Origin of the sequence: Pantoea sp. JKS000250 (assembly GCF_003201065.1) — a bacterium.
In the GTDB taxonomy this organism is placed as follows: domain Bacteria; phylum Pseudomonadota; class Gammaproteobacteria; order Enterobacterales; family Enterobacteriaceae; genus Pantoea; species Pantoea vagans.
This window is the reverse complement of record NZ_QICZ01000002.1, coordinates 429,595-451,069: the sequence shown is the minus strand read 5'-3', so window position 1 is coordinate 451,069 and position 21,475 is coordinate 429,595. Positions and strand designations below refer to the sequence as shown.

General features: G+C 54.4%; 18 protein-coding genes and 1 pseudogene. 12 read left to right on the top strand and 7 right to left on the bottom strand.

Going from position 1 to position 21,475, the window contains the following annotated elements; genetic code table 11:
* The first annotated feature begins 105 nt into the window (after nt 1-105).
* A complete protein-coding gene (locus BY447_RS21980; RefSeq protein WP_013196271.1) occupies nt 106-903 on the top strand; it encodes a MetQ/NlpA family ABC transporter substrate-binding protein in 798 nt (265 codons plus the stop codon).
* A 135-nt stretch (nt 904-1,038) separates the two neighbouring features.
* Here BY447_RS21980 and BY447_RS21975 read toward each other — a convergent pair whose 3' ends face one another.
* Nucleotides 1,039-1,746: a phage antirepressor KilAC domain-containing protein gene (locus BY447_RS21975; RefSeq protein WP_013196273.1), complete on the bottom strand. Its 708-nt coding sequence runs from the start codon at nt 1,744-1,746 to the stop codon at nt 1,039-1,041.
* Between the two features lie 388 nt (nt 1,747-2,134).
* On the opposite strand from BY447_RS21975, the gene BY447_RS21970 reads away from it, so the two are divergent.
* The gene (locus BY447_RS21970) at nt 2,135-2,569 is read left to right on the top strand and encodes a 6,7-dimethyl-8-ribityllumazine synthase (protein ID WP_033735722.1); all 435 of its coding nucleotides are present in this window, start codon (nt 2,135-2,137) and stop codon (nt 2,567-2,569) included.
* A 55-nt stretch (nt 2,570-2,624) separates the two neighbouring features.
* A pseudogene (locus BY447_RS21965) lies at nt 2,625-3,084 on the top strand (DUF1348 family protein).
* 43 nt (nt 3,085-3,127) lie between these two features.
* Here the strand turns inward: BY447_RS21965 and BY447_RS21960 are convergent.
* Nucleotides 3,128-3,523 carry a hypothetical protein gene (locus BY447_RS21960; protein WP_041456513.1) on the bottom strand — a complete coding sequence of 132 codons (396 nt, stop codon included), beginning with the start codon at nt 3,521-3,523 and terminating at the stop codon, nt 3,128-3,130.
* Nucleotides 3,524-3,883: 360 nt separating this feature from the next.
* Here BY447_RS21960 and BY447_RS21955 point away from each other — a divergent pair, with 360 nt between their 5' ends.
* From BY447_RS21955 to BY447_RS21945, 3 genes are all read left to right on the top strand, one after another.
* Nucleotides 3,884-4,654: a MerR family transcriptional regulator gene (locus BY447_RS21955; RefSeq protein WP_013196278.1), complete on the top strand. Its 771-nt coding sequence runs from the start codon at nt 3,884-3,886 to the stop codon at nt 4,652-4,654.
* A gap of 120 nt (nt 4,655-4,774) precedes the next feature.
* Complete coding sequence (locus BY447_RS21950; RefSeq protein WP_033785099.1) at nt 4,775-5,164, top strand: DUF1090 domain-containing protein; 390 nt, start codon at nt 4,775-4,777, stop codon at nt 5,162-5,164.
* 465 nt (nt 5,165-5,629) lie between these two features.
* The gene (locus BY447_RS21945) at nt 5,630-6,904 is read left to right on the top strand and encodes a Glu/Leu/Phe/Val family dehydrogenase (RefSeq protein WP_033785101.1); all 1,275 of its coding nucleotides are present in this window, start codon (nt 5,630-5,632) and stop codon (nt 6,902-6,904) included.
* A gap of 37 nt (nt 6,905-6,941) precedes the next feature.
* Here BY447_RS21945 and BY447_RS21940 read toward each other — a convergent pair whose 3' ends face one another.
* Nucleotides 6,942-8,111, bottom strand: coding sequence for an ROK family transcriptional regulator (locus tag BY447_RS21940; RefSeq protein ID WP_033785102.1), 1,170 nt, complete (start codon nt 8,109-8,111; stop codon nt 6,942-6,944).
* Between the two features lie 306 nt (nt 8,112-8,417).
* Between BY447_RS21940 and BY447_RS21935 the strand changes: the two genes are divergently transcribed.
* The 5 genes from BY447_RS21935 to BY447_RS21915 are packed head-to-tail and all read left to right on the top strand — an operon-like array spanning nt 8,418 to nt 13,447.
* Complete coding sequence (locus BY447_RS21935; protein WP_110332238.1) at nt 8,418-9,665, top strand: extracellular solute-binding protein; 1,248 nt, start codon at nt 8,418-8,420, stop codon at nt 9,663-9,665.
* A gap of 9 nt (nt 9,666-9,674) precedes the next feature.
* Nucleotides 9,675-10,583, top strand: coding sequence for a carbohydrate ABC transporter permease (locus tag BY447_RS21930; protein ID WP_110332237.1), 909 nt, complete (start codon nt 9,675-9,677; stop codon nt 10,581-10,583).
* The gene (locus BY447_RS21925) at nt 10,573-11,412 is read left to right on the top strand and encodes a carbohydrate ABC transporter permease (protein WP_110332236.1); all 840 of its coding nucleotides are present in this window, start codon (nt 10,573-10,575) and stop codon (nt 11,410-11,412) included. Before BY447_RS21930 ends, BY447_RS21925 begins: the two co-directional genes overlap by 11 nt.
* A gap of 2 nt (nt 11,413-11,414) precedes the next feature.
* Nucleotides 11,415-12,362, top strand: coding sequence for a carbohydrate kinase family protein (locus BY447_RS21920; RefSeq protein ID WP_110332235.1), 948 nt, complete (start codon nt 11,415-11,417; stop codon nt 12,360-12,362).
* 2 nt (nt 12,363-12,364) lie between these two features.
* Nucleotides 12,365-13,447: an ABC transporter ATP-binding protein gene (locus BY447_RS21915; RefSeq protein ID WP_110332234.1), complete on the top strand. Its 1,083-nt coding sequence runs from the start codon at nt 12,365-12,367 to the stop codon at nt 13,445-13,447.
* A 70-nt stretch (nt 13,448-13,517) separates the two neighbouring features.
* Here BY447_RS21915 and BY447_RS21910 read toward each other — a convergent pair whose 3' ends face one another.
* Nucleotides 13,518-15,458 (bottom strand): methyl-accepting chemotaxis protein, encoded by a 1,941-nt coding sequence (locus BY447_RS21910; RefSeq protein ID WP_033785110.1) that lies wholly within the window; start codon nt 15,456-15,458, stop codon nt 13,518-13,520.
* Nucleotides 15,459-15,978: 520 nt separating this feature from the next.
* On the opposite strand from BY447_RS21910, the gene BY447_RS21905 reads away from it, so the two are divergent.
* A complete protein-coding gene (locus BY447_RS21905; protein WP_110332233.1) occupies nt 15,979-17,106 on the top strand; it encodes a Fic family protein in 1,128 nt (375 codons plus the stop codon).
* A 58-nt stretch (nt 17,107-17,164) separates the two neighbouring features.
* On the opposite strand, the gene BY447_RS21900 is transcribed toward BY447_RS21905, so the two are convergent.
* The 3 genes from BY447_RS21900 to licT form a co-directional block, all read right to left on the bottom strand.
* Nucleotides 17,165-18,559 (bottom strand): glycoside hydrolase family 1 protein, encoded by a 1,395-nt coding sequence (locus tag BY447_RS21900; protein ID WP_110332232.1) that lies wholly within the window; start codon nt 18,557-18,559, stop codon nt 17,165-17,167.
* 12 nt (nt 18,560-18,571) lie between these two features.
* Entirely contained in the window at nt 18,572-20,431 is a 1,860-nt protein-coding gene (gene bglF, locus BY447_RS21895; RefSeq protein WP_110332231.1) for a PTS beta-glucoside transporter subunit IIABC, read from the bottom strand.
* Nucleotides 20,432-20,569: 138 nt separating this feature from the next.
* Nucleotides 20,570-21,400 carry a BglG family transcription antiterminator LicT gene (gene licT / locus BY447_RS21890; RefSeq protein WP_013196291.1) on the bottom strand — a complete coding sequence of 277 codons (831 nt, stop codon included), beginning with the start codon at nt 21,398-21,400 and terminating at the stop codon, nt 20,570-20,572.
* Between the last annotated feature and the right edge of the window lie 75 nt (nt 21,401-21,475).

The following is a 21,475-nucleotide window of genomic DNA, read 5'->3' as shown; positions in this document are numbered from 1 at the left end:
TTCGAAATGTGCTTTGCGGTTATAAGATATATTCCACCGTCAGTACGCAACCTTTGCGTTCTGTATTATCTTTGAAGCCATCTACTATCTGAGGGATTTCTGATAATGAAAGGTTTGTTTACGGCATTACTCGCCAGTTCTGTTTTATTATTATCCGCCTGCTCTAAAGACGACGATAACAAAGTTAAAGTCGCGATTAATACCGGGCCGGATGAAGCAATCTGGCAGGTGGTACAGCAGGTTGCTAAAGATAAATACAAGCTCGATGTCGAAGTTCTTAACTTCAATGATTATGTGCTGCCAAACGAAGCACTGAATAACAAAGAGGTTGATGCCAACGCCTTCCAGAGCCTGCCTTATCTTGAAGATCAGTCGAAAGAGCGCGGCTATAAATTTGCGGTGGTAGGCAAGACTTTCGTGTTCCCGATTGCGGCCTATTCGCACAAAATCAAAAACATCAGTGAACTGCAGAATGGTGCGACCGTTACTATCTCTAACGAGGCGACCACGCTGGGACGCAGCCTGCTGTTACTTCAGGCGCAGGGTCTGATTAAACTGAAAGACGGTGTGGGTTATTTACCGACCTCACTGGATATCATCGAAAATCCAAAAAATCTGAAGCTGGTTGAAGTGGACACGCCACAGCTGACCCGCACGTTAGACGATCCAAACGTCTCTTTATCCATCATCAATACCAACTTCTCGGCTCAGGCTGGATTATCAGCACACCGCGATGGTTTATTTATGGAAAGTGCCTCGTCGCCTTACGTCAATGCACTGGTATCACGTGAAGATAATAAAGACAGCGACAAAATTCAGAAGCTGAAGTCTGCGCTGCAGTCACCGGAAGTTGCGGCCAAAGCGGAAGAAGTCTATAAGGGTGACGCCATTAAAGGCTGGTAAACCGCCCGGTAATCGATCCTGAACGATCAATAAAGGCCGCACTCTGATGCGGCCTTTTTTATTCTGCATTTTTCATCTGCACGCCTGTCGGCACGGGTTGCGTGCAGGCGACCGTCAGGAAAGCCAGAGGTGAAGTTACGCGGCTGCACCTTTAGGCTGAGCAGAGAGATGTCCCGCCCACAGACTCGCTACCCATTTCACCCCTTTTGAGGTGAAGCGCGCCTGAGAAAACGCGTGCTGGTTTTCACCGGTACCGGTATGCAGCGTAAAGTAGCCCGCCTGCAGATGGTAGTGTTGCGGCGTCAGCGTTCCTTTGGCGCGGTACATGATGTTGCGCTCCAGCAGAAACTGGCGGAACTCCGGCTCTTTCACTTTCAGCATCTTGCAGAGCTGACGAAAACCCAGCGAGTCGTCAACTTCTACGAAGCTATCAAAGAACGCCGCCTTGGGAGCCGAGAGGGCCAGCTGCTGCTCCGCTGCCTGACGCTGTTCAAACTGCTCGGCCCATGCGCGAGCCGCTTCAGCCGGGTTGGTGAAGTCAGGCAGATGCGTGGTTTTTTCACGATCCTGCCAGCGGTCCAGCACTTCAGCCGTAAAGCCGGGGGAAAGACGCGCTACAGCCAACAGAGAGTCACGCTTGCTGAGACGATACTCCTGGCGCACTTCTCCATCCCGCTCATAGTCATTTACTTTGAGTGGCTGAGAAAGACGCTGAGCCGTTTCCAGACTTTTGATTAACCGCTTCACTTCTCCGTGTGTAATGCCGGTCATCTGAGCCAGTTCACGGCTGCTCATTGTGACCGATTGTTCCAGAGATTTGAGGCTTTCAGTCGAAATCATCATGGGTTCACCCCTCGCTAACGCTACCAATACCCGGCGGGCAGTCCATTTATTATACAAACACCTGTTCAAATATCCAGTATTTTATTTAAGCAGTAATGTAAATGGAACCGGTTACGCAAACATGGGAGCAGAAGACGTTTTCCGGTCTGGAAGGCGTGTTCAGGGCGAGCTAATCGATGGCAGGCGCACATTTCCTGCACCCAGTAAGGCTAATGACGCCATCTGTTATTTACATATAATCACATTGATGGACACAGACTCTTTACATTGCAGTATAGTGAAGGCTCTCAGCAGGTTACTGACCTGCGATGCTCACTATTTTGATTCGGTGTGCTGAGGCTCAGTCTGGCTCGTTACCACTGAATGTTATCTATTACTGGAGTAAGTCATGCAGCCGTTGAAAGTCGCCTTTATCAAAGCTAACTGGCACAGCGAAATCGTTTCTCAGGTTCTGACCGGGTTTGAACAGGAACTGGAAAGTCGCGGTGCCTCATACGAGATTAAAACATGGGATGTTCCTGGCGCTTTTGAAATGCCGCTGCTGGCGCAACGTCTGGCACAGACCGGCAATTACGATGCGATTGTCTGTGCGGCACTGGTGGTGGATGGCGGCATCTATCGCCATGATTTCGTCGCTCAGGCGGTCGTGAGTGGTCTGATGCAGGCGCAGCTGACGACTAACGTGCCCGTCTTCTCCGTGTCACTGACCCCACACAATTTCCAGCCATCGGCAGAATTCATCGACTTCTATACCCAGCACTTTGTTAAAAAGGGTCAGGAAGCGGCACGCGCTGTCTGTCAGATCCACGCGCTCGACCTCTGATTAACCTGTCATAGATGCGTATAACGCATTTGCCCGCGCCGTTAAGGAGAGAAAGTTGGAAAATTTACGCCCGCCCCTACCGCCATTTACACGGCCTGAACAGGCAATAGAAAAAGTACGGCTCGCTGAAGATGGCTGGAACAGTCGGGATGCTGAACGTGTCGCGCTGGCCTATTCGACAGATAGCCGATGGCGTAATCGCGATACCTTTCTGACCGGCCGGGCAGATATTGTCGCGTTCCTGCAGCAAAAATGGCAGCGAGAGCAGCAGTATCGGCTGATTAAAGAGCTGTGGAGTTTTGACCAGAACCGGATTGCAGTGCGGTTTGCCTATGAGTGGCACGACGAGCAGCTACAGTGGTATCGCTCTTATGGAAACGAGAACTGGGCGTTTGATGACGCAGCGTTATGCCAGCATCAACGACCTGAAAATCAGCGAAGAACAGCGGTTGTTTCACTGGCCACAGGGCCGTCGCCCGGATGACCATCCTTCCCTGAGCGAGCTCGGTCTATAACAGGCTTTTCCAGCGGAGAGCGCTGCTCTCCGCCGTTATCAACTCAGCCCTGCTCGCCCTTGTTCTCGACAAAGGTCGCTTTGTTGCGGGTGATCGTATAGGCCACCTTTTTGACATCTTCAGGTGACGTGGTCACTTCAACTGGCGCAATGGTGACACGGCCCATACCAAACAGCGTCGGCACATATCCCCCCACCTGATGCTTACCCGCCGGCACATGCAGCAGTTTGCTTTCACCATTCGGCAATCTGCCAGCGTCTTTACCATCTACCGTCAGGAATACACTGGAACCATCATCCGCGCGGGTCTTGATATGTGAGACATCGATCTGTGTCGGACCAGCAGCAAATTCATCTGGTGCATCGCTGGCGGCGTGTTTCGCACAGCCGGTCAGTACAGCAGCAACCGTCACAACGGCGAGAGTAAAACGATAACGCATTGGACACTCTTTCTCCTGATCATCAGAACCGACTATTTTAGCGGTTTGCAGGCCGGATGTAAGGGGGTGGGAAGTCAGCATGCTCTTAAAATGGACAAAACAGCGCTGCTTTTACGAGATAATTGCGTAAAGAATCTTTACTGAATAAATACACAGTCTTTTTATGATGAGTTATAGCGCATTTAACCTGCTGATCGCGCTGAATTTAACCTGTTCAGTAACCCGAATAAGCGCAGCGTGACGCGTGCTGTTTTGCGCTTTTAACAGGCGTTAACGCTGTTAATTAACGATTATAAGGTTCATAGTGGTTGTTCATCCCCGGTTAATTCCGGCGGCCTTTCCCTCAGCAGAGGGCACGATATGCAATTTCATACTACTGATACTGTTTGTGCGATAACCGGCACGCATCCCGCGAATCTGAAGCGCTGGATGAAGCAGGGATTACTGACATCACAGCAGAATGCTGACGAGTGGAGTAATGCTCATCTTAGCGAAATCCACACTCTGGTTGGTTTAACGGCAACCGGTGCAACACTTAACGAGATCAGGCAGGGTCTGCAGGACGCCTCAGCGGTCAAGACTTACGGCTGGGCGGCGCGCAAGGGCGACATGCTTTGGCAGCTTGAATTTGGCACACCGCTGTCGCTTTCACGTCAAATGCACAACATGTCCAGTAACTACAGCGGTGATGATTTAATCACTAATTTGCTGCGGCCGCTTAGCGTCTGGCTTTATGCCGATCACCGTCAGGGCGCATCACGACGGCTCCACCGTTTTGAGCAAACCGTCAAGCAGCAGGCGGACAAAGTGATGCGCGTCTCATCGCGCAATGAATCGTCCGTTCCTCTGTTTCTGGAAGCAGTGAGCGTACTCGATAAAACAGAAATCTGGCTGGAGGCGATTCGTCTGACGGCGATGGGCTTTAATGTCGCGGTTGACTCACGTGCCACCGGACAGCCTGCTATTAAAACCGCCATCCATCAGCATCATGTTATGTGGTGTGGTGCAGGGATCAGTCAGGTAATGCAGGACTATTTTGAACAGCAGAGTGAAGATGGTTTTCCGGTTATGCTCAGTGGACCTGATCGTAATCTGCATTTTTCACAGACCTCCTCTTCCAGCGCTGCCTGACAGCAGGCAGCTTTTCCATTCCCCCGCTTTTCCGCGCCAGTAAATAATCTTTTCCGTTAAGAATCTCTTAAGGTGGCTACGTATACTGGTCCCTCAACCTGACTCATTGACGAGACTACGATGAAAAAGACTTTACTGACCCTCAGCCTTTGCCTGTTGCCACTGACTTTCACCGCCGCGCATGCGGCATCTAATCTGACCGGTTGTGCCGCTAAAAAGCAGGAGATTGAGACCCAGATTTCCTTCGCCCGCCAGCACAATAATACCCATCAGGTTGCCGGCCTTGAAAAAGCGCTGCGCGAAGTAGATCAGAACTGCACTGAAGGGAGCCTGTTAAAGCAGCGCCAGGAAAAAGTGGCAGAGAAAAAGTTTAAGGTGCAGGAGCGTGAACAGGAGCTGGCAAAAGCGAAAGCGGAAGGACGCAGTGCCAGCAAGATTCAGAAGCGCGAAGATAAGCTGGCAGAAGCGCGTGAAGAGCTGAAAGAAGCCGAACAGGCTTTGCACCAATAAATCTTCCGGGCCAGCCTTTCAGCGCTGGCCCGCTGTTTGTCTTCCCCCGCCCTCAGCAATCTTATTTAATCTAACCAGATGATTAAATTGCTTATTTCCCGCCCAATCCATTACTTATGGTAATCCTTTGATTACTTATTCTCATGCACTTAATTGGTGCACCAAAGTCAATGAAGTTAAGATCAATTATTTAACTTTTTGAACGCCCTCAAAGAATTGAAAGATAGCGAGATCCTCCCTTATATGCAGTCAGTACGCACCTGGATCGCATGATTATTCGCCTTTAAAGGGCATCTCTCAAAATCTATTCACTGAGCACGCCCCAAATTGGGGCGCAACTGCACTTTTACAGGGCAGGCATCCCATCTTATTTGTTTCAGAAGTGTTAGATTATGTCCGCGCCATACAATGCGCTTACCATCCACGGCTCCACACAATAAATAACTTCATTAAGAAAGGTTTTTTATGGATAAGTTATCTTATGCGTCTGAAAGCAGCACATCTGCCTGGTCCACCTACTTACAGCAAATCGACCGGGTTGCGCCCTATCTGGGCGACCTTTCACGTTGGATAGATACTTTGCGGCATCCAAAACGTGCGCTGATTGTCGACATTCCTCTCCAGATGGATGATGGTTCGATTCGCCATTTCGAAGGCTATCGCGTTCAGCACAACCTTTCACGCGGCCCGGGTAAAGGTGGTATTCGCTATCACCCGGCTGTCGACCTGAACGAAGTCATGGCGCTCTCTGCGTGGATGACCATTAAATGTGCTGCGGTTAACCTGCCTTACGGTGGGGCTAAGGGCGGCATCCGGGTCGATCCCTTCAAACTCTCCGAGGGTGAACTTGAGCGGCTGACCCGTCGTTATACCAGCGAGATCGGCATCATCATTGGACCGCAAAAAGATATTCCGGCACCGGACGTCGGCACTAACAGCAAAGTGATGGCGTGGATGATGGATACCTACTCCATGAACCACGGCACCACGATTACCGGTGTAGTGACCGGCAAACCGATTCACCTGGGCGGTTCACTGGGCCGCGAAAAAGCGACCGGCCGTGGCGTGTTTATTACTGGCCGGGAAGTAGCTCGTCGTTCAGGTATTGAAATCGAAGGCGCCCGCGTGGCGGTTCAGGGCTTCGGTAACGTTGGCAGCGAAGCAGCACGCCTGTTTGACGAGGCGGGCGCGCGCGTGGTGGTGATTCAGGACCATACGGCGACGATTTATAATTCAGATGGCATTGATATGGCCGCGCTGAGCGAATGGCAGATCGCCCACAAGCAGATTGCCGGTTTCCCTGGTGCGCAAAGCATTGATAAAGAGGCGTTCTGGACCACTGAGATGGATATCCTGATCCCGGCCGCGCTGGAAGGTCAGATTACCCGCGAGCGCGCAGAGATGCTGAGCTGCAAAATCGTGCTGGAAGGCGCAAACGGCCCGACCTATCCGGATGCCGATGACATGCTGGCAACGCGCGGCATTATCGTAGTGCCGGATGTGGTCTGTAATGCCGGCGGCGTGACCGTCAGCTACTTCGAATGGGTTCAGGACATGGCCAGCTTCTTCTGGAGTGAAGATGAGATCAATCGTCGCTCCGATAAGATTATGACTGAAGCGATGGTTCATATTTGGGAGAAGTCAAAAGAGAAGGATTGCTCGCTGCGCACTGCGGCGTATATCGTGGCGTGTGAACGGATCCTGATGGCACGTAAAGATCGCGGTATCTACCCGGGTTAATGCTTATGGCGCTGTTGTCTGCGACAGCGCCGTTTTTCTACTTCATCAGCACCTGAAACTGCGGATTGAATTCATCAAAGATCGGTAACGCTGCGGCCCCCAGCGCAGCGGTATCGCTGCCGGTCATGCCCGTCTTCAGTCGCATATCTAACAGGTAACGTCCACGCACCGACTGATAAAGCGGCGGCAGGCGCGCGACCATCTGCTCCAGCAACGGCGCAGGCATCATCCCGCCAATAATCACCGCCTCTGCATCAAACACTGATTCCAGAATATTGATTGCCTGACGCAACGGCGTTATCACGCTCTCAATCCAGGCGGTGAAACGCGCGGGTTCAATCTGCAGCAGATCTTCAGGCAGCGCCCGCATCGGATCGAGACCACAGAATTCATAGGCGGCCTGTAATGAGACATAACGTTCCAGGCAACCCTGATTACCGCAGTAGCAGTCACGTCCGCCCGGCTCTACCACGATGTGGCCAATCTCTCCGGCATTATGAGCATGACCGGTATAGATGTGGCCATCGGTGAAGATGCCGGCACCCAGTCCGGTGCCGATGTAGAGATAGATAAAGGAGTTAAGATGGCGCGCCGTACCGTGAAAGCGTTCGCCGATGGCGGCGACCGTGGCGTCGTTTTCCAGCGTTACCGGCAGGCCGCTGAGGGCGGCGAGTTCCGCCTCAATATCCACCTGCTCCCAGCCGTTCAGCGTGGTCGGCCCGACGGATGAAATGCCCTCCACGCCAAAAGGTCCCGGCATCACCACGCCGATCCCCAGTACCTTTTTCCACTGCGTGCCCAGAAAAGCGCGCATCTCCTCCAGCACGCCAGCAATGCACGCCAGGGTGGCAGCAGGCTGAGGCTTTTGCACCAGCACGAGGCGGCGGAAATGCACTTCACCGCTCAGATCGACCAGCACCAGCAAGAGCGTCTGGTGATCAAGATGAATGCCAATCGACCAGGCACTGGTGGGATTGAGTGTGACCGGAATTGAAGGCTGACCGCGCCCGCTGCGGCGCGGCTGACGGCTGGTCAGCAGTCCGGCCTGTTCCAGTTCCGCCACGATATTCGACACAGTCTGTGGCGTCAGTGCCGTCATGCGCGCCAGTTCGGCACGGGTCAGCTCACCGTGCAGGCGAATGGCTTCAATCACAACACGCCGGTTGTGCGCCCGCGCATGTTCAAGGTTTGTACCCGAGGTTTTCATGTTGTTTTCCATTACAGCGCGACCCGACAGTATTGTTCTCTGATAGCGTTCGGGCAAACAATATCTTTGATCCTGCACGCAAATCCCGCGCATCAGAATAGGCAATTTTGCCATAAAAGCGCAGTCTGAGTTTCAGCGTTGTTACGGCACTGTTGCTTTGTTTTTAATCTTGTGGCACGCCGTTTGCTTGATACTGACAGGTCAGTTCACCCGCTGACCAGAATTATGCCCCCGATTAAATCAATCAAATTGATTTAATTAACCGACAGCCTGTTGCTGCCCTGTTGCTAACTAGTGGAGAAGACCATGTCACAGCGTTACACCCCTCAACTGAAAGCCGGTTTTGCCGCCTTACTGATGTTAAGCGCAGGCAGCGCGGTGGCGGCCAGCCAGATTAATGCCCTGTTTATGACCCAGGCGGCCTATAGCGAGAATGACATTCGCGCGATGACGCAGAATTTTCAGAAGCAGCATCCGGATGTCACCGTCAATCTGGAGTTTGTTCCCTATGAAGCGCTGCACGATAAGATTGTGGCGGCGCGTGGCGCAGGCGGCAATGGCTATGATGTGGTGCTGTTCGACGCCATCTGGCCAGCGGAATTTACTCGCTTCGATCTGTTGCAGGATGTCAGCGCGCGCATTACGCCAGAGGAGAAAGAGAAAGTCTTCCCGGGCGCGATGAACACAGTGATTTTTAAAGGTAAAACACTGGGGATGCCGTGGATCCTTGATACCAAATACCTCTACTACAACAAAGCAATGCTGGCGAAAGCCGGCATCACCACGCCGCCACAGACCTGGCAGCAGGTGCTGGATGACGCGAAAATTATCAAAGAGAAAAAGATTGTGACTTACCCGCTGGTCTGGAGCTGGTCTCAGGCGGAAGCGCTGGTATGTGACTACACCACGCTGGTATCAGGCTTTGGTGGGCAGTTCTATCAGAACGGTAAACTCGACTTCTCCAGCCCGGCTTCACTCAAGGCGCTGAACCTGATGAAAAGCTCGCTCGATGACGGCCTGAGTAATCCGGCTTCCCGTGAATATCTGGAAGAGGACGTGCGCAAATCGTTTTCGAATGGCGATGCGGCGTTCGCGCTCAACTGGACCTACATGTACAACATGGCAAACGACCCTAAGCAGAGCAAAGTAGCCGGTAATGTTGGCATCATGCCTGCGCCGGGTGATGCGCCAGGAAAAGTGGGTGCGGTGAATGGTTCGATGGGTCTGGGGATCACCAAAGGCAGCACGCATGCTAACGAGGCGTGGCAGTATATTCAGTACATGACTTCGCAGCCGGTGCAAAACCAGTATGCGAAGCTCAGCCTGCCGATCTGGAAATCCTCTTATCAGGACGAGGCGGTGAAAAAGGATCAGGAGAGCCTGATTGCCGCAGCGGACAAATCGCTAAACGTGATGCTGTCACGTCCTGAAACCGCCGACTATTCCCGCCTGTCGAACCAGCTGCAGCAACAGTTACAGCAGGTCTTGCTGAGTAAAACCCCGGCACAGGACGCGATGGCGACGGTGGACAAAAGCGCCGCCCGGCTGCGTTAAGGAGTCATGATGCTGAGTCTGCGTCAACGCGAACAGCGTCAGGCATGGGTGCTGCTGGCACCCATGCTGCTGGTGATGCTGCTGTTAACCGCCTGGCCCCTGCTGCGCACCATCTGGCTAAGCTTTACCGATGCTGCGCTGATTGGCAGCGGTGAAACGCCTGCCTGGATTGGGCTGGAAAACTACCTCTATGCGCTGAGCGATCCCGACTTTCGGGCATCTATCTGGCGCACGCTCTACTTCACGCTGGTGTCTGTCACCTTTGAAGGCGTCATTGGCGTGCTGGTAGCGCTGCTGCTGAATCAGAAATTCGTCGGGCGCAACGTGCTGCGGGTGCTGGTGATTCTGCCGTGGGCGCTGCCGACCATCGTCAACGCCATGATGTGGCGGCTCAACTTTAATCCCGATTACGGCAGCATCAACGCCCTGCTCAGCCAGCTCGGCATTATTGATGGCTATCGCAGCTGGCTGGGCTCGCCGGACGCGGCGCTCAATGCGGTGATGTTTGCAGATATCTGGAAAAACTATCCGCTGGTTACGCTGCTGGTGCTGGCAGCGCTGCAGTCGATCCCTGAAGATCTGTTTGAGGCGGCACGGCTGGATGGCGCATCTGCCTGGCGGCGTTTCCGCGCCATTACCTTCCCGGCGATTGTTGCTTCGCTGGGCGTCGCGCTGGTGTTACGTACCATCGATGCCTTTAAGATCTTTGACATTATCTACGTGATGACGCGCGGCGGGCCGGTGGACAGTACCAAAACCCTGAGCTTTTTTGTCTATCAGGAGTCCTTCAGCTACCTGCGTGCCGGCAGCGGTGCCGCTTACGCGATCCTGATGACCCTGATGTGCGCTCTGCTAATCACGCTTTACCTGCTGATGTTATGGCATCAGCGCCGCCGGAGTTCCGCTTATGAAAACTAAACTGCGCCGGGTGCTGCGTTACGGCGCGGCGTTGCTGGTCGCCATCAGCATTCTGGCCCCGATGGGCTGGCTGTTTCTGATGAGCGTCAGCTCCGCCAGCGATCTCTCCCGCCTGCCTCTGGAATGGCTGCCACGCCAGTGGGATTTCAGTCGCTATCAGGGGCTGGTTTCGCTGGCTCCCAACCAGCCGGGCAACATTTTCCTGCATGCACTGGGCAACAGCCTGCTGGTCGCGACGGTCGCCACGGCGATTTCGCTGCTGCTGGCGATACCGGCGGCGTTCAGCTTCTCACGCTACAGCGGTCGCGATGCCTGGCTTTCCGGCGCACTGGCGATCTACATGGTGCCGCCGGTGGCGTTTGTGCTGCCGCTCTACTTTCTGCTGCAACAGCTGGGGCTGCTCAACACCCGTCCCGGTCTGGTGATGGTCTACTGCTCGCTGATCCTGCCGTTTCTGACCTGGATGCTGAAGAATCAGTTTGACTCGCTGCCGCGCGATATCGAACAGGCGGCACGGCTGGATGGCCTGCGCTTCTGGCAGGTCCTGCTGCGTATCACGCTGCCGCTGGCGAAGCCGGTACTGGGTGCCGCGGCACTGTTTGGCTGGCTGCTCGCCTGGGATGAGTTTTTCTATGCGCTGCTGTTCACCAGCAATATTTCGGCACAGACCCTGCCGGTCGCGATTGCCGGCTTCACCGCCGGACGCGCCACCGATGACGGGCTGATTGCAGCGATTGGCATTCTGGCGTCGGTGCCGCCTCTGTTTATTGCCATCTGGTTGCAGAAAACGCTGGTCAGCGGTCTTACCAGCGGCGGGAGTAAAGGATAATTATGGACAAGACCATCGCGCCCACGCTCTATGTGGTGGGCAATATCAATGTTGATTTAATCATGAGTACGCTCAGCGACTGGCCGAAACGCGGCACGGAAGTGATGCTGCAGCACAGCGAGCTACGTCCCGGCGGGTCTGCGGGTAACTGCGCGCTGGCGCTGGAGGCGATGCAGGTGCCGCATCGGGCCATCGCTAATCAGGGCGACGATGGCTTCAGCCACTGGCTCGCCAGTCACTTTCCCCACAGCGCCGCACACTGGCCGCGTTACGCCTGTGAGACCTCGCTGACGGTGGGCGTTACCCATCCCGATAACGAACGATCGTTTCTGAGCAATCACGGCCATATTACCGTGCTGACCGCGGACGATGTGCTGGCTCAGCTGCCGTTGCAGGCGACGCCGGGCGACATCGTGCTGCTGTGCGGCACCTTTCTCTGTCTTGAACTTTATGACCACTATCCGGTGCTGCTAGCCGAGCTACAAAAGCGTGGCTTCAGTGTGGCCGTGGATACCGGCTGGCCGCCTGCGGGCTGGAGCGATGAGCTTCGTCGGGAGATGGGCGGATGGCTGGCGGACTGCGACTGGCTACTGCTGAATGAGGTTGAAGCGCTGGGTTTAGCAGGCGCAGATTTGCTGGAGCAAAGCGGTAAACAGCTGGCCGCCCGTCTCAGTGGTCGCGGCGGCTGTGTGATCAAGTGTGGCGCAGAGGGCGCACGTCTCTGGTCCGCCGCCTCTGTCCAGTTTGCCGCCGCCCAGCCGGTAACGGTGGTGGATACCATCGGTGCCGGAGACAGTTTTAATGCCGGTTTTCTGGCTGCACTGCTCTACCGCCAGTCATCGCTCACCGCGCTGCGCTGGGGCATTGAAGTGGCCTCACTGGCGATAAGCAGCTCTCCGCGTCGCTATCCCAGCTGGCAACAACTCCAATTAACCAATGAGGTGCGCTGACCATGGCCAGTGTTGAACTTGTACAGGTGGCAAAGCGCTACGGAAAGCAGAGCGTGTTGCATCCGCTCGATTTAACCATTCCCGACGGCAGTTTTACCGTGCTGGTCGGTCCCTCTGGCTGCGGCAAGTCTACCCTGCTGCGGCTGCTCGCCGGTCTGGATAGCGTCTCTGACGGGGCGATTATGCTGGATAAAAAGCAGATCAACGACCTCGATCCCGCCGACCGGGATATCGCGATGGTGTTTCAGAGCTATGCGCTTTATCCACACCTGACCGTTGCCGAAAATCTGGCATTTCACATGCAGGTAAAGAAGGTGAAGCGTGAGGAGCAGAAAAGCAAAATTGCCCGTATCGCGGCTATTCTGGGTATCGATCAGTTGCTGCAGCGTTATCCACGCGCATTGTCTGGCGGACAGCGGCAGCGTGTAGCGATGGGTCGGGCGATGGTGCGCAATCCGCAGGTATTTCTGTTCGATGAGCCGCTCTCTAACCTGGATGCGCAGTTACGCATGGAGCTGCGCGCCGAGATTAAGTCTCTGCACCAGCGTTTCAAAACTACGATGGTCTATGTGACACACGATCAGGTCGAGGCGATGACGCTGGCGGATCAGATTGTGGTGATGAAAGATGGAGTGATTGTGCAACAGGGTGCGCCGCTGGCGATTTACGACCGGCCGGTTAACACCTTTGTGGCGCGGTTTATCGGTTCACCGCCGATGAATCTGCTGGATGCGCATTTCCAGCCTCGCGATGGTCTGCCCGGCGTCTGTTGTGGCGAGCAGTGGCTACCGTTGCCCGGTCGCTGGCACCACGCCGCGCGGCAGCAGGCCGATCAGCCGGTGACGCTGGGCGTACGACCCCACGATCTGATTTTTGACGCCAGCGGGCAACCGGCGACGGTGAATATTGTGGAGATTACCGGCGAGTCGACACTATTACATCTGAACTGGCAGAGTTTCCCGCTGCATATGCAGCTGACTGGTCGGAGCGATGCCGTGCCGGGCGGCACGCTGCCGGTGACCGTGAATCCGGATAAGATGCACCTGTTCGATGCCCGCAGCGGTGTGCGGCTGACGGAACAATGATAAAAAAACCCGCCGCTGGCGGGTTTTTACTCTGTGAAGCAGATATGGGCTCAGGGAGCATACGTCCGCTTTACGCCAGATGAAACTGCTCCACTGTCTGCGACAGCTGCTGCGCCTGGTCTTCCAGCGAACTGGCGGCCGCCGACATCTGCTGCACCAGCGCGGCGTTCTGCTGGGTGACGCCATCCATTTCATTGACCGCAATCGTTACCTGGCTGATGCCGCGCGCCTGTTCGCTTGACGCTGTAACGATCTCACCGATAATCCCCTGCACCGAATTCACCGCCTGCATCATCTCCTGCATGGTCTTACCGGCATCGTTTACCAGCCGGACGCCACTCTCAACACGTACGCTCGACTCTTCAATCAGTGCGCCGATCTCTTTCACCGCATTAGCACTGCGCTGCGCCAGATTTCGCACTTCCGACGCGACCACCGCAAAACCGCGGCCCTGCTCACCGGCGCGTGCTGCTTCTACCGCCGCGTTGAGCGCCAGAATATTGGTCTGGAAGGCAATGCTATTGATCATCGTGGTAATGTCGCCAATCTTTTTCGAGCTGTCATCGATCTGCGCCATGGTCTGTACCACCTCGCCCACCAGCGAGGCACCGCGACTGGCAATGTGCGTCGCGTTTTCAGTCAGGCTGGTCGCCTGCTGCGCATTGTCGGCATTCAGGCGGATCGTGGCGCTGATCTGCTCCATGCTGGCTGCGGTCTGCTCCAGTGCGGCGGCCTGTTCTTCAGTGCGTGACGCCAGATTGAGGTTGCCGCTTGCAATTTCGCCCGCGCCCTGTCGTACAGATTCACTGGAATCTTTAATCTGCCCGACAATCTGCCGGAGCTGGCTTTGCATAGTATGAAGCGCAAAGAAGAGGCTGCTGCGATCGCCGTTTTTCACTGCAATCGCGTTATCCAGCTTGCCATCCGCGACGGCCAGCGCAATATTTGCCGCTTCAATCGGCTCGCCGCCAATCGGCCGCAGCACCTTACGACTGAACAGCATGCCCAGTACGGTGCCGACCAGCAGAATACTCACCACCATCAACAGCAGTGCCCACATCAGTTGCCGGTTGGCAGCAGCCATCACCTGACTGACCGGTGCGACGACGCCGAGATACCAGGGTTTGTCACTGTTACCAATTACCACCGGCTGCCAGGTGACTAATGCCTCTTCGCCCAGCACGGCATCAAAATGCTGTACGACTTTCGTCGTAAAGCCATCTTTTTCGCCTTTCCAGGGTTTACCGGCTTCCTCTTTCACTGGCGAGGACACCACATTTCCGCCATTCGAGAGCAACAGCGCATAGCCGCTACCCTGCCAGGGTTTGATCTGATTCACTTTCTGCTGCAGTGAGGCCAGTGAAATGTCAGAGGTGACGATAGCTTTTAAGGTGCCCTGATCGATAACCGCGGCAGCCACAGAAGTCAGAAGTGTCGGCACGCCGTTATAGGCATAGCTGTAAGGTTCGGTAAGCGTATCTTTTTGTGATTTTTGCGGGATCAGATAGTAATCGCCCTGACCCGGCGTCAGATAGGAGAGCAGCGGATGCATCGCGTATTTACCTGACGCGTCACGATCCACAAAAAAGGCATAGCGTCCCTGTGGTGCCTGGCCCGGCTGTGATGCGAACCCGGCATCGCGACCATCAAATGCATTCTGTTCGAATATTACCGACATCGACAGATAATCAGGATTAGCGCGCAGCGCATACTCCATGACTTTATCGGCAACTTTGCGATCGGTGATACCCGCCTGCGGCAGCGCAATCAGACTTTGCCCGAGATGACTGGCAACATCACGGGCATGACCCAGCTCCTGCTGCACCTGAAGCGCACGGCTCTGTGCTATCTGCTGCAGATAGTTTTCTGCGAGTACCTTTTGTTCTTTACCCGATTGCCAGCTGAGGACGCCGATAGTCACGGTAAATCCCAGCATGATTGTCAAACCACCCATGATGAGCATCTGCGCACGGGTACTCATTCTTTTCTTATGTGTTAACTGACTGGCCATAGTGATTCCCCTGGAATTTATCTGTTTCTTTCCCTCCTTGTGATTACGTTGCTCCTGAGATCATCTATCGGCGGCGTTTTTTTGAACTTTAGTTACCGTAATTCTGGCGGGCTGCCTGTCTGACTGTGAGTCTTTCAGGGAAATTGATCGCAAAGAAGATATGGCGCTGCGTATGAACTGGCTTTTTTTGATCTGCAACAATACTGCTGCCTGCTTTTACTGTCAGTTTATGTCAACAGTTGCTGTAGCCCCTTGTCACTGTGGAGAGAGATCAATGATCGGTAAATCAGGATTAGCCATTGGGATGGTTGTCTGGCTGGCGTATGTTGCCTGGATCGTTCACTACTATTCAGACACCTTTATGCAGTTCTCCCGCTAAGAAAACAGGACCTTCGGGTCCTTTTTTTGTTCTTAATTCCTTTCGGTTGGCCTGTGAGCCGGATATTCGCTATTATCGACTCATTATGTGAGCCGAATAGCAAACTCTATTCGGCTCATCTCCTCTTACTGTGAGCCCACTATGAGCGTTTACTGGATCTGGCAGCAGCCGGACTGGCCCGATTTTCAATGGCAGGATGCCGTTCTGCTACCGCGCCTGCGCCATCTGCAGCAGCAGCGCGGGTTGCTGCTGGGACGAGCCAGCCTGCAGTCAGACAGTGATTCGCAGACGCTGGATACTCTGCTGAGTAATATCCTTTCCTCTTCCGCGATTGAAGAGGAACGGGTAAACGTGCAGTCAGTACGCTCATCGCTGGCGCGCCGGTTGGGCGTCACGGAAGAACAGCCTTATCCGGTCTCCGATCGCTCAGAAGGACTGGCCGCCATGATGCTGGATGCCATCAACAATCGAAGCCAGCCACTGTCGCCTGAACGATTATTTCAGTGGCATCACTGGCTTTTCCCGGCAGATGAATGGACGGTGCAGCGCCTGAGCGTCGGCACGCTGCGCGGCAGTGAGCCGATGCAGGTGATCTCAGGCCGCATCGATCGCCCTACGGTGCATTTTGAGGCTCCGCCGCGACAGGGACTGGAGCCGCAGCTGACACAGTTTATTGAGTGGTTCAACAGTAGTCAGCATGACGTGATGCTGGACCCGCTGCTGCGCGCCGCCATCTGTCATCTCTGGTTTGTCACCCTGCACCCGTTTGATGACGGTAATGGGCGTATCACGCGTGCGTTAACCGATCTGGCACTGGCGCAGGCCGACAGCCAGAGCATCCGCCTATATGCCATGTCGCCCGCCATTCTGGCGCAGCGTGCCGGTTATTACCGCATTCTTGAGCAGACGCAGAAAGGCGGCCTTGATATCACAGACTGGCTGGTGTGGTTTCTTGATATCCTGGATGAGAGCCTGAAGCAGGCGATGAACGTTATCGATCGCACCCGGATGAAAGCGCGTTTCTGGCTACGTCATCAGGGAATGGGATTGAGCGTGGAACAGGTAAAAGTACTGAACCGGCTGCTTGACGGCGGTGAGCAGGGTTTTGAACTGGGGATCAGCGCCAGTCAGTATCAGAAGGTAGCTAAAGTAAGTAAAGCGACCGCGACCCGTCATCTGGCGGATCTGGTAGAGAAAGGCTGTCTCTACCGGCTGGAGGGTGGCGGACGAAGCACGCGCTATCAGGTTGTTACCCGCGAGACGGACTGAGCGGGATTAGAATAGGAGGTACATCGCAACAGCCTCGATGTACCACTGAGCGCGGCAATTACTCTTTGAGTGAGGCCCCGTTTGTCGCAATAACCTCTTTATACCAGTGGAAGCTTTTCTTACGGCTGCGCGCCAGCGAACCTTCCCCGTTGTCATCGCGGTCTACATAAATAAAACCGTAGCGTTTAGACAGTTCCGCTTTAGATGCGCTCACAAGATCGATCGGCCCCCAGCTGGTATACCCCATGACCTCAACACCATCTTCAATCGCTTCACGCACCTGCACCAGATGATCGTTGAGGTAGCTGATGCGGTAGTCATCCTGCACGACGCCGGTGGCATCAGGAATGTCTTTGGCACCCAGTCCGTTCTCAACGATGAACAGCGGCTTTTGATAACGATCCCACAACAGATTAAGCAAGGTACGCAACCCGACCGGATCAATCTGCCAGCCCCATTCAGAGCTCTGAAGATGGGGATTAGGCACCATGCTCAGAATATTACCGCGCATCTTCTCATTCAGCGCCTCATCGGCGGTAACACAGCCGGACATGTAGTAGCTGAACGAGATAAAATCGACGGTCGATTTGAGTATCTGGCGATCGGCATCCGTAATATCCAGCAGAATGTTGTTGTCGCGGAAGAAGCGCAACATATAGCCCGGATAAGCTCCCCGGCACTGCACATCGCCAAAAAATTGCCATTTCCGGTTGTCCTGCAGCGCTTCCAGCACATCGTCGGGTTTACAGCTTAGCGGGTAGACCAAACCACCCAGCAGCATATTGCCGATGCTGGCATCCGGGTTGATCTCGTGACAGGCTTTAACCGCCAGCGCACTGGCGACCAGTTGATGGTGAATCGCCTGATAAATTTCGCCCAGGCTGCTGGTTTCCGGCAGACCCACGCCGGTCATCGGCGCATGCAGAGACATGTTAATTTCGTTAAATGTCAGCCAGAGGCTGACTTTCTTCTGATAACGGTCCAACACCGTGCGCGCGTAATGTTCAAAGAATCCGATGACCTGACGGTTGCCCCAGCCACCATACTGCTTAACCAGATTCCAGGGCATTTCATAATGTGACAGGGTCACGATCGGAGTGATGTTATGCGCTGCCAGTTCATCGAATAAGCGGTCATAAAAACCCAGGCCAGCCTCGTTGGGTTGCTGCTCGTCACCGTTCGGGAAAATACGCGTCCAGGCAATTGAAACCCGCAGACAGCCGAAGCCCATCTCTGCAAACAGCCTGATATCGTCCGGGTAGCGGTGGTAAAAATCGATCGCCACATCTTTAAGGCTCTGGCTCCCCGCAACGCGCTCCACGACCGGGCCAAAAATCCCCTGTGGCTGGACGTCAGAGGTGGAAAGGCCTTTGCCCTCTTCACGCCATGCGCCTTCAACCTGATTAGCGGCAACAGCACCGCCCCATAAAAATGAATCCGGGAAAGTTTTCATCCTGTTCTCCTTTTATCGATGAATGATGCTGAGTAAAGGTGTTCCTGCAGTCGCAGTGTTTCCTGCAACTTTCATCACCTCACGATACTCATCGCTGTTAGTAATAATGATCGGGGTTGTCAGGTCATACCCGGCATCAAGAATGGCCTGACGATCGAACTCCAGCAGCAGATCGCCGGGCTTAAATTTATCGCCAGCCTGAACATGTGCCGTGAAAGGTTTGCCGTCGAGCCGGACGGTATCGATACCCACATGGATCAGCAGCTCAATCCCGCTATGACTCAGCAAGCCGATGGCGTGCCGGGTCTGAAACAGGGAGGCAACCTCACCCGCGAAGGGCGCAATGACTTTGTTGTCAGAAGGAATGATGGCCGCGCCCTGTCCCAGCAGGCCACTGGCAAACGTCGCGTCCGGCACCTGATCAAGGGCCAGTACGGTGCCGGTCATCGGTGAGAGTATGTCGTCTTCGCCAGGCATCACCGGGGTTACTGTGTCTGGCGTGCTGTTACGAGGCATACCCGCCACCAGCGTAATGGCACAGCTCAGGAGCAGAGCCAGCAGCGAGCCGATAATTCCGCCCCATAATGTGGCATCGACACCGCCAGGCGGGATCATCTGAGCGATGGTAAAGATATTGGCGAAGCCAAAGGAATAAACGTGGGTGTTACTGAAGCCGACAACGGCACCGCCGATTGCGCCGGCTACGCAACCAAAGATAAAGGGGCGACGCAGAGGAAGATTAACACCATAGACAGCAGGTTCAGTGATACCAAATATTCCCGCGGTCACGGATGACCCCGCCAGCACCTTTTGACGCGCATCACGGCTGCGCAGCAAAACCCCCAGCGCCGCACCAATCTGGCCCATGACAGCAGGTAACAGCATAGGCAGCATCGAGTCATGCCCCAGAACGGCCAGATTGTTGATCATCAGTGGCACCAGTCCCCAGTGCAGACCAAAAATCACACAGACCTGCCACAGCGCGCCCATGGCCGCCCCAGCCAGCCACGGAGCCAGCGCATAAATCCACTGGTAGCCGTTCGCCAGCAACTGGCTCAGCCACGTGGCCAGTGGACCAATTACCAGGAAAGTCAGCGGCACCGTGATGCTCAGACAGATCAACGGGGCAAAAAAGTTCTTCATGGAGGCGGGCAGCAGCCGGGTGCTCTGTTTTTCCAGCCAGCAACTCACCCAAGCGGCAAGAATAATAGGTATAACCGACGCGCTGTAATTAAACCAGGTTACAGGAATACCGAGAAACGCATCCATCATGGCGCCGGACTGCTGGCTGGCATTGAAAGCAGCAATCATCGTCGGATGGGTGAGCGCCCCGCCAATCACCATGGTGATAAAGGGATTACCGCCGAACTTTTTACCCGCGGTGTAGCCCAGCACCAGCGGAAAAAAGTAAAACAGGGCATCACTTGCCGCAAACCAGATTTTGTAGGTTCCGCTTTCAACAGACAGCCAGCCGCAAACCACGGCCAGCGCCAGCAAGCCTTTAAGAATACCGGAGGCGGCAAGAATCCCGATAAAGGGCGTGAAAATGCCGGACACAACATCGATCAGGCGACTGAAAAGATTACCTGACTTCTTATCTTCGGCTGATGCAGGGGCCTCATCCAAAAGTCCCGCTTCGGCACGGACAGCCAGCCAGACATCATGAACGTGGTTGCCAATCACCACCTGAAACTGCCCGCCGCTTTCGACGACCATAATGATGCCCGGATTTTTCTTTAGTCCTTCCGCATCGGCTTTATGGTTATCTTTCAGTTTAAAACGAAGCCGGGTAGCACAATGCACCAGACTTACGATGTTCTCCCTGCCGCCAATATGGCCGAGGATATCCTGCGCCAGCGTGTGATATTCCATCTCGATTTCCTTAAACGGATGTCCATGGACATCCGTTGACTGAGCCAAAAATAAAAAAACCTGAGAACGGCCTCCTTTCAGAGGCCGCGCTCAGGTTTTGCCTGCATTAAGCAGTAACAATCCGGTTTACAGGGCTTATTACCCTTCTTTTCTCACCCGCTCGATATGAATGGCAAGAAACATGATCTCTTCTGCGGTCAGCTCACGCTGATAGCTTTGTTGCAAATGCTGCGCGATTTTCACCGCGCATTTCCAGGCTTTTGGATAGTTATCTTTTACTGCCGTATGCAACGACACATCGTCATCGTCGACCACGGTTCGCGTCAGCATCCGCTGAGCAAAAAACTTCAGATGAGTGACAAACCGCTGGTAACTCAGTGACGATTCGTTATATTCCAGCTGCAACTGATACTTCACCAGTTGCAGAATCTCCTGCATTACCCGCGTGACATCCATGACTTCCGGCATTTCGTTATGGAGCTGTGCCGTTACCAGATGAAGCGCGATAAATCCGGCTTCATCCTCAGCCAGTTCGACATTCAGCCGACGGAAAATGAGTGCCCTGGCCTCCTGCCCCAGCTCGAACTCTTTGGGATAGAGACGTTTAATATCCCACAGCAACACATTTTTAATCGCCAGACCTTTTTTTTGTCTTTCAATGGCAAAGAAGCAGTGGTCGGTCAGCGTGATATACAGGCTCTCCTGCAGTTTCCCGAGACGCTGTATCGCAAGATCAATGATGCAATTGCAGGTCGTCATCACTTCAGGCGGGATTTGATGTAACAACTCCTCCAGCCGACGGACCAGCAGATCACTTTGTGGTGCAAACACTTTCTCAATTTGCGCGTCATTGAGACTGTCACCGACGCGCTTCTGAAAGGCCAGCCCACGGCCCATAACGACCTGCTCGCGCCCCTGCTCATCCTGAACCATCACCACGTTATTATTCAGAATTTTGGCGATTTTCATCGGAACCCCAGAAACAAAAAAACCTGACATCCGGCAGAGGCCAGAAATCAGGTTTTGCCTGCCTAAGCAGTAACA

What these genes read in the sequence shown, in the direction of transcription:
- BY447_RS21900 (WP_110332232.1), bottom strand. Translation starts at nt 18,559, where the DNA reads ATGAAAACTTTCCCGGATTCATTTTTATGGGGCGGTGCTGTTGCCGCT.
- BY447_RS21910 (WP_033785110.1), bottom strand. Translation starts at nt 15,458, where the DNA reads ATGGCCAGTCAGTTAACACATAAGAAAAGAATGAGTACCCGTGCGCAG.
- bglF (WP_110332231.1), bottom strand. Translation starts at nt 20,431, where the DNA reads ATGGAATATCACACGCTGGCGCAGGATATCCTCGGCCATATTGGCGGC.
- BY447_RS21920 (WP_110332235.1), top strand. Translation starts at nt 11,415, where the DNA reads ATGGACAAGACCATCGCGCCCACGCTCTATGTGGTGGGCAATATCAAT.
- BY447_RS21955 (WP_013196278.1), top strand. Translation starts at nt 3,884, where the DNA reads ATGCAATTTCATACTACTGATACTGTTTGTGCGATAACCGGCACGCAT.
- licT (WP_013196291.1), bottom strand. Translation starts at nt 21,400, where the DNA reads ATGAAAATCGCCAAAATTCTGAATAATAACGTGGTGATGGTTCAGGAT.
- BY447_RS21935 (WP_110332238.1), top strand. Translation starts at nt 8,418, where the DNA reads ATGTCACAGCGTTACACCCCTCAACTGAAAGCCGGTTTTGCCGCCTTA.
- BY447_RS21975 (WP_013196273.1), bottom strand. Translation starts at nt 1,746, where the DNA reads ATGATGATTTCGACTGAAAGCCTCAAATCTCTGGAACAATCGGTCACA.
- BY447_RS21905 (WP_110332233.1), top strand. Translation starts at nt 15,979, where the DNA reads ATGAGCGTTTACTGGATCTGGCAGCAGCCGGACTGGCCCGATTTTCAA.
- BY447_RS21945 (WP_033785101.1), top strand. Translation starts at nt 5,630, where the DNA reads ATGGATAAGTTATCTTATGCGTCTGAAAGCAGCACATCTGCCTGGTCC.
- BY447_RS21970 (WP_033735722.1), top strand. Translation starts at nt 2,135, where the DNA reads ATGCAGCCGTTGAAAGTCGCCTTTATCAAAGCTAACTGGCACAGCGAA.
- BY447_RS21915 (WP_110332234.1), top strand. Translation starts at nt 12,365, where the DNA reads ATGGCCAGTGTTGAACTTGTACAGGTGGCAAAGCGCTACGGAAAGCAG.
- BY447_RS21940 (WP_033785102.1), bottom strand. Translation starts at nt 8,111, where the DNA reads ATGAAAACCTCGGGTACAAACCTTGAACATGCGCGGGCGCACAACCGG.
- BY447_RS21930 (WP_110332237.1), top strand. Translation starts at nt 9,675, where the DNA reads ATGCTGAGTCTGCGTCAACGCGAACAGCGTCAGGCATGGGTGCTGCTG.
- BY447_RS21925 (WP_110332236.1), top strand. Translation starts at nt 10,573, where the DNA reads ATGAAAACTAAACTGCGCCGGGTGCTGCGTTACGGCGCGGCGTTGCTG.
- BY447_RS21950 (WP_033785099.1), top strand. Translation starts at nt 4,775, where the DNA reads ATGAAAAAGACTTTACTGACCCTCAGCCTTTGCCTGTTGCCACTGACT.
- BY447_RS21980 (WP_013196271.1), top strand. Translation starts at nt 106, where the DNA reads ATGAAAGGTTTGTTTACGGCATTACTCGCCAGTTCTGTTTTATTATTA.
- BY447_RS21960 (WP_041456513.1), bottom strand. Translation starts at nt 3,523, where the DNA reads ATGCGTTATCGTTTTACTCTCGCCGTTGTGACGGTTGCTGCTGTACTG.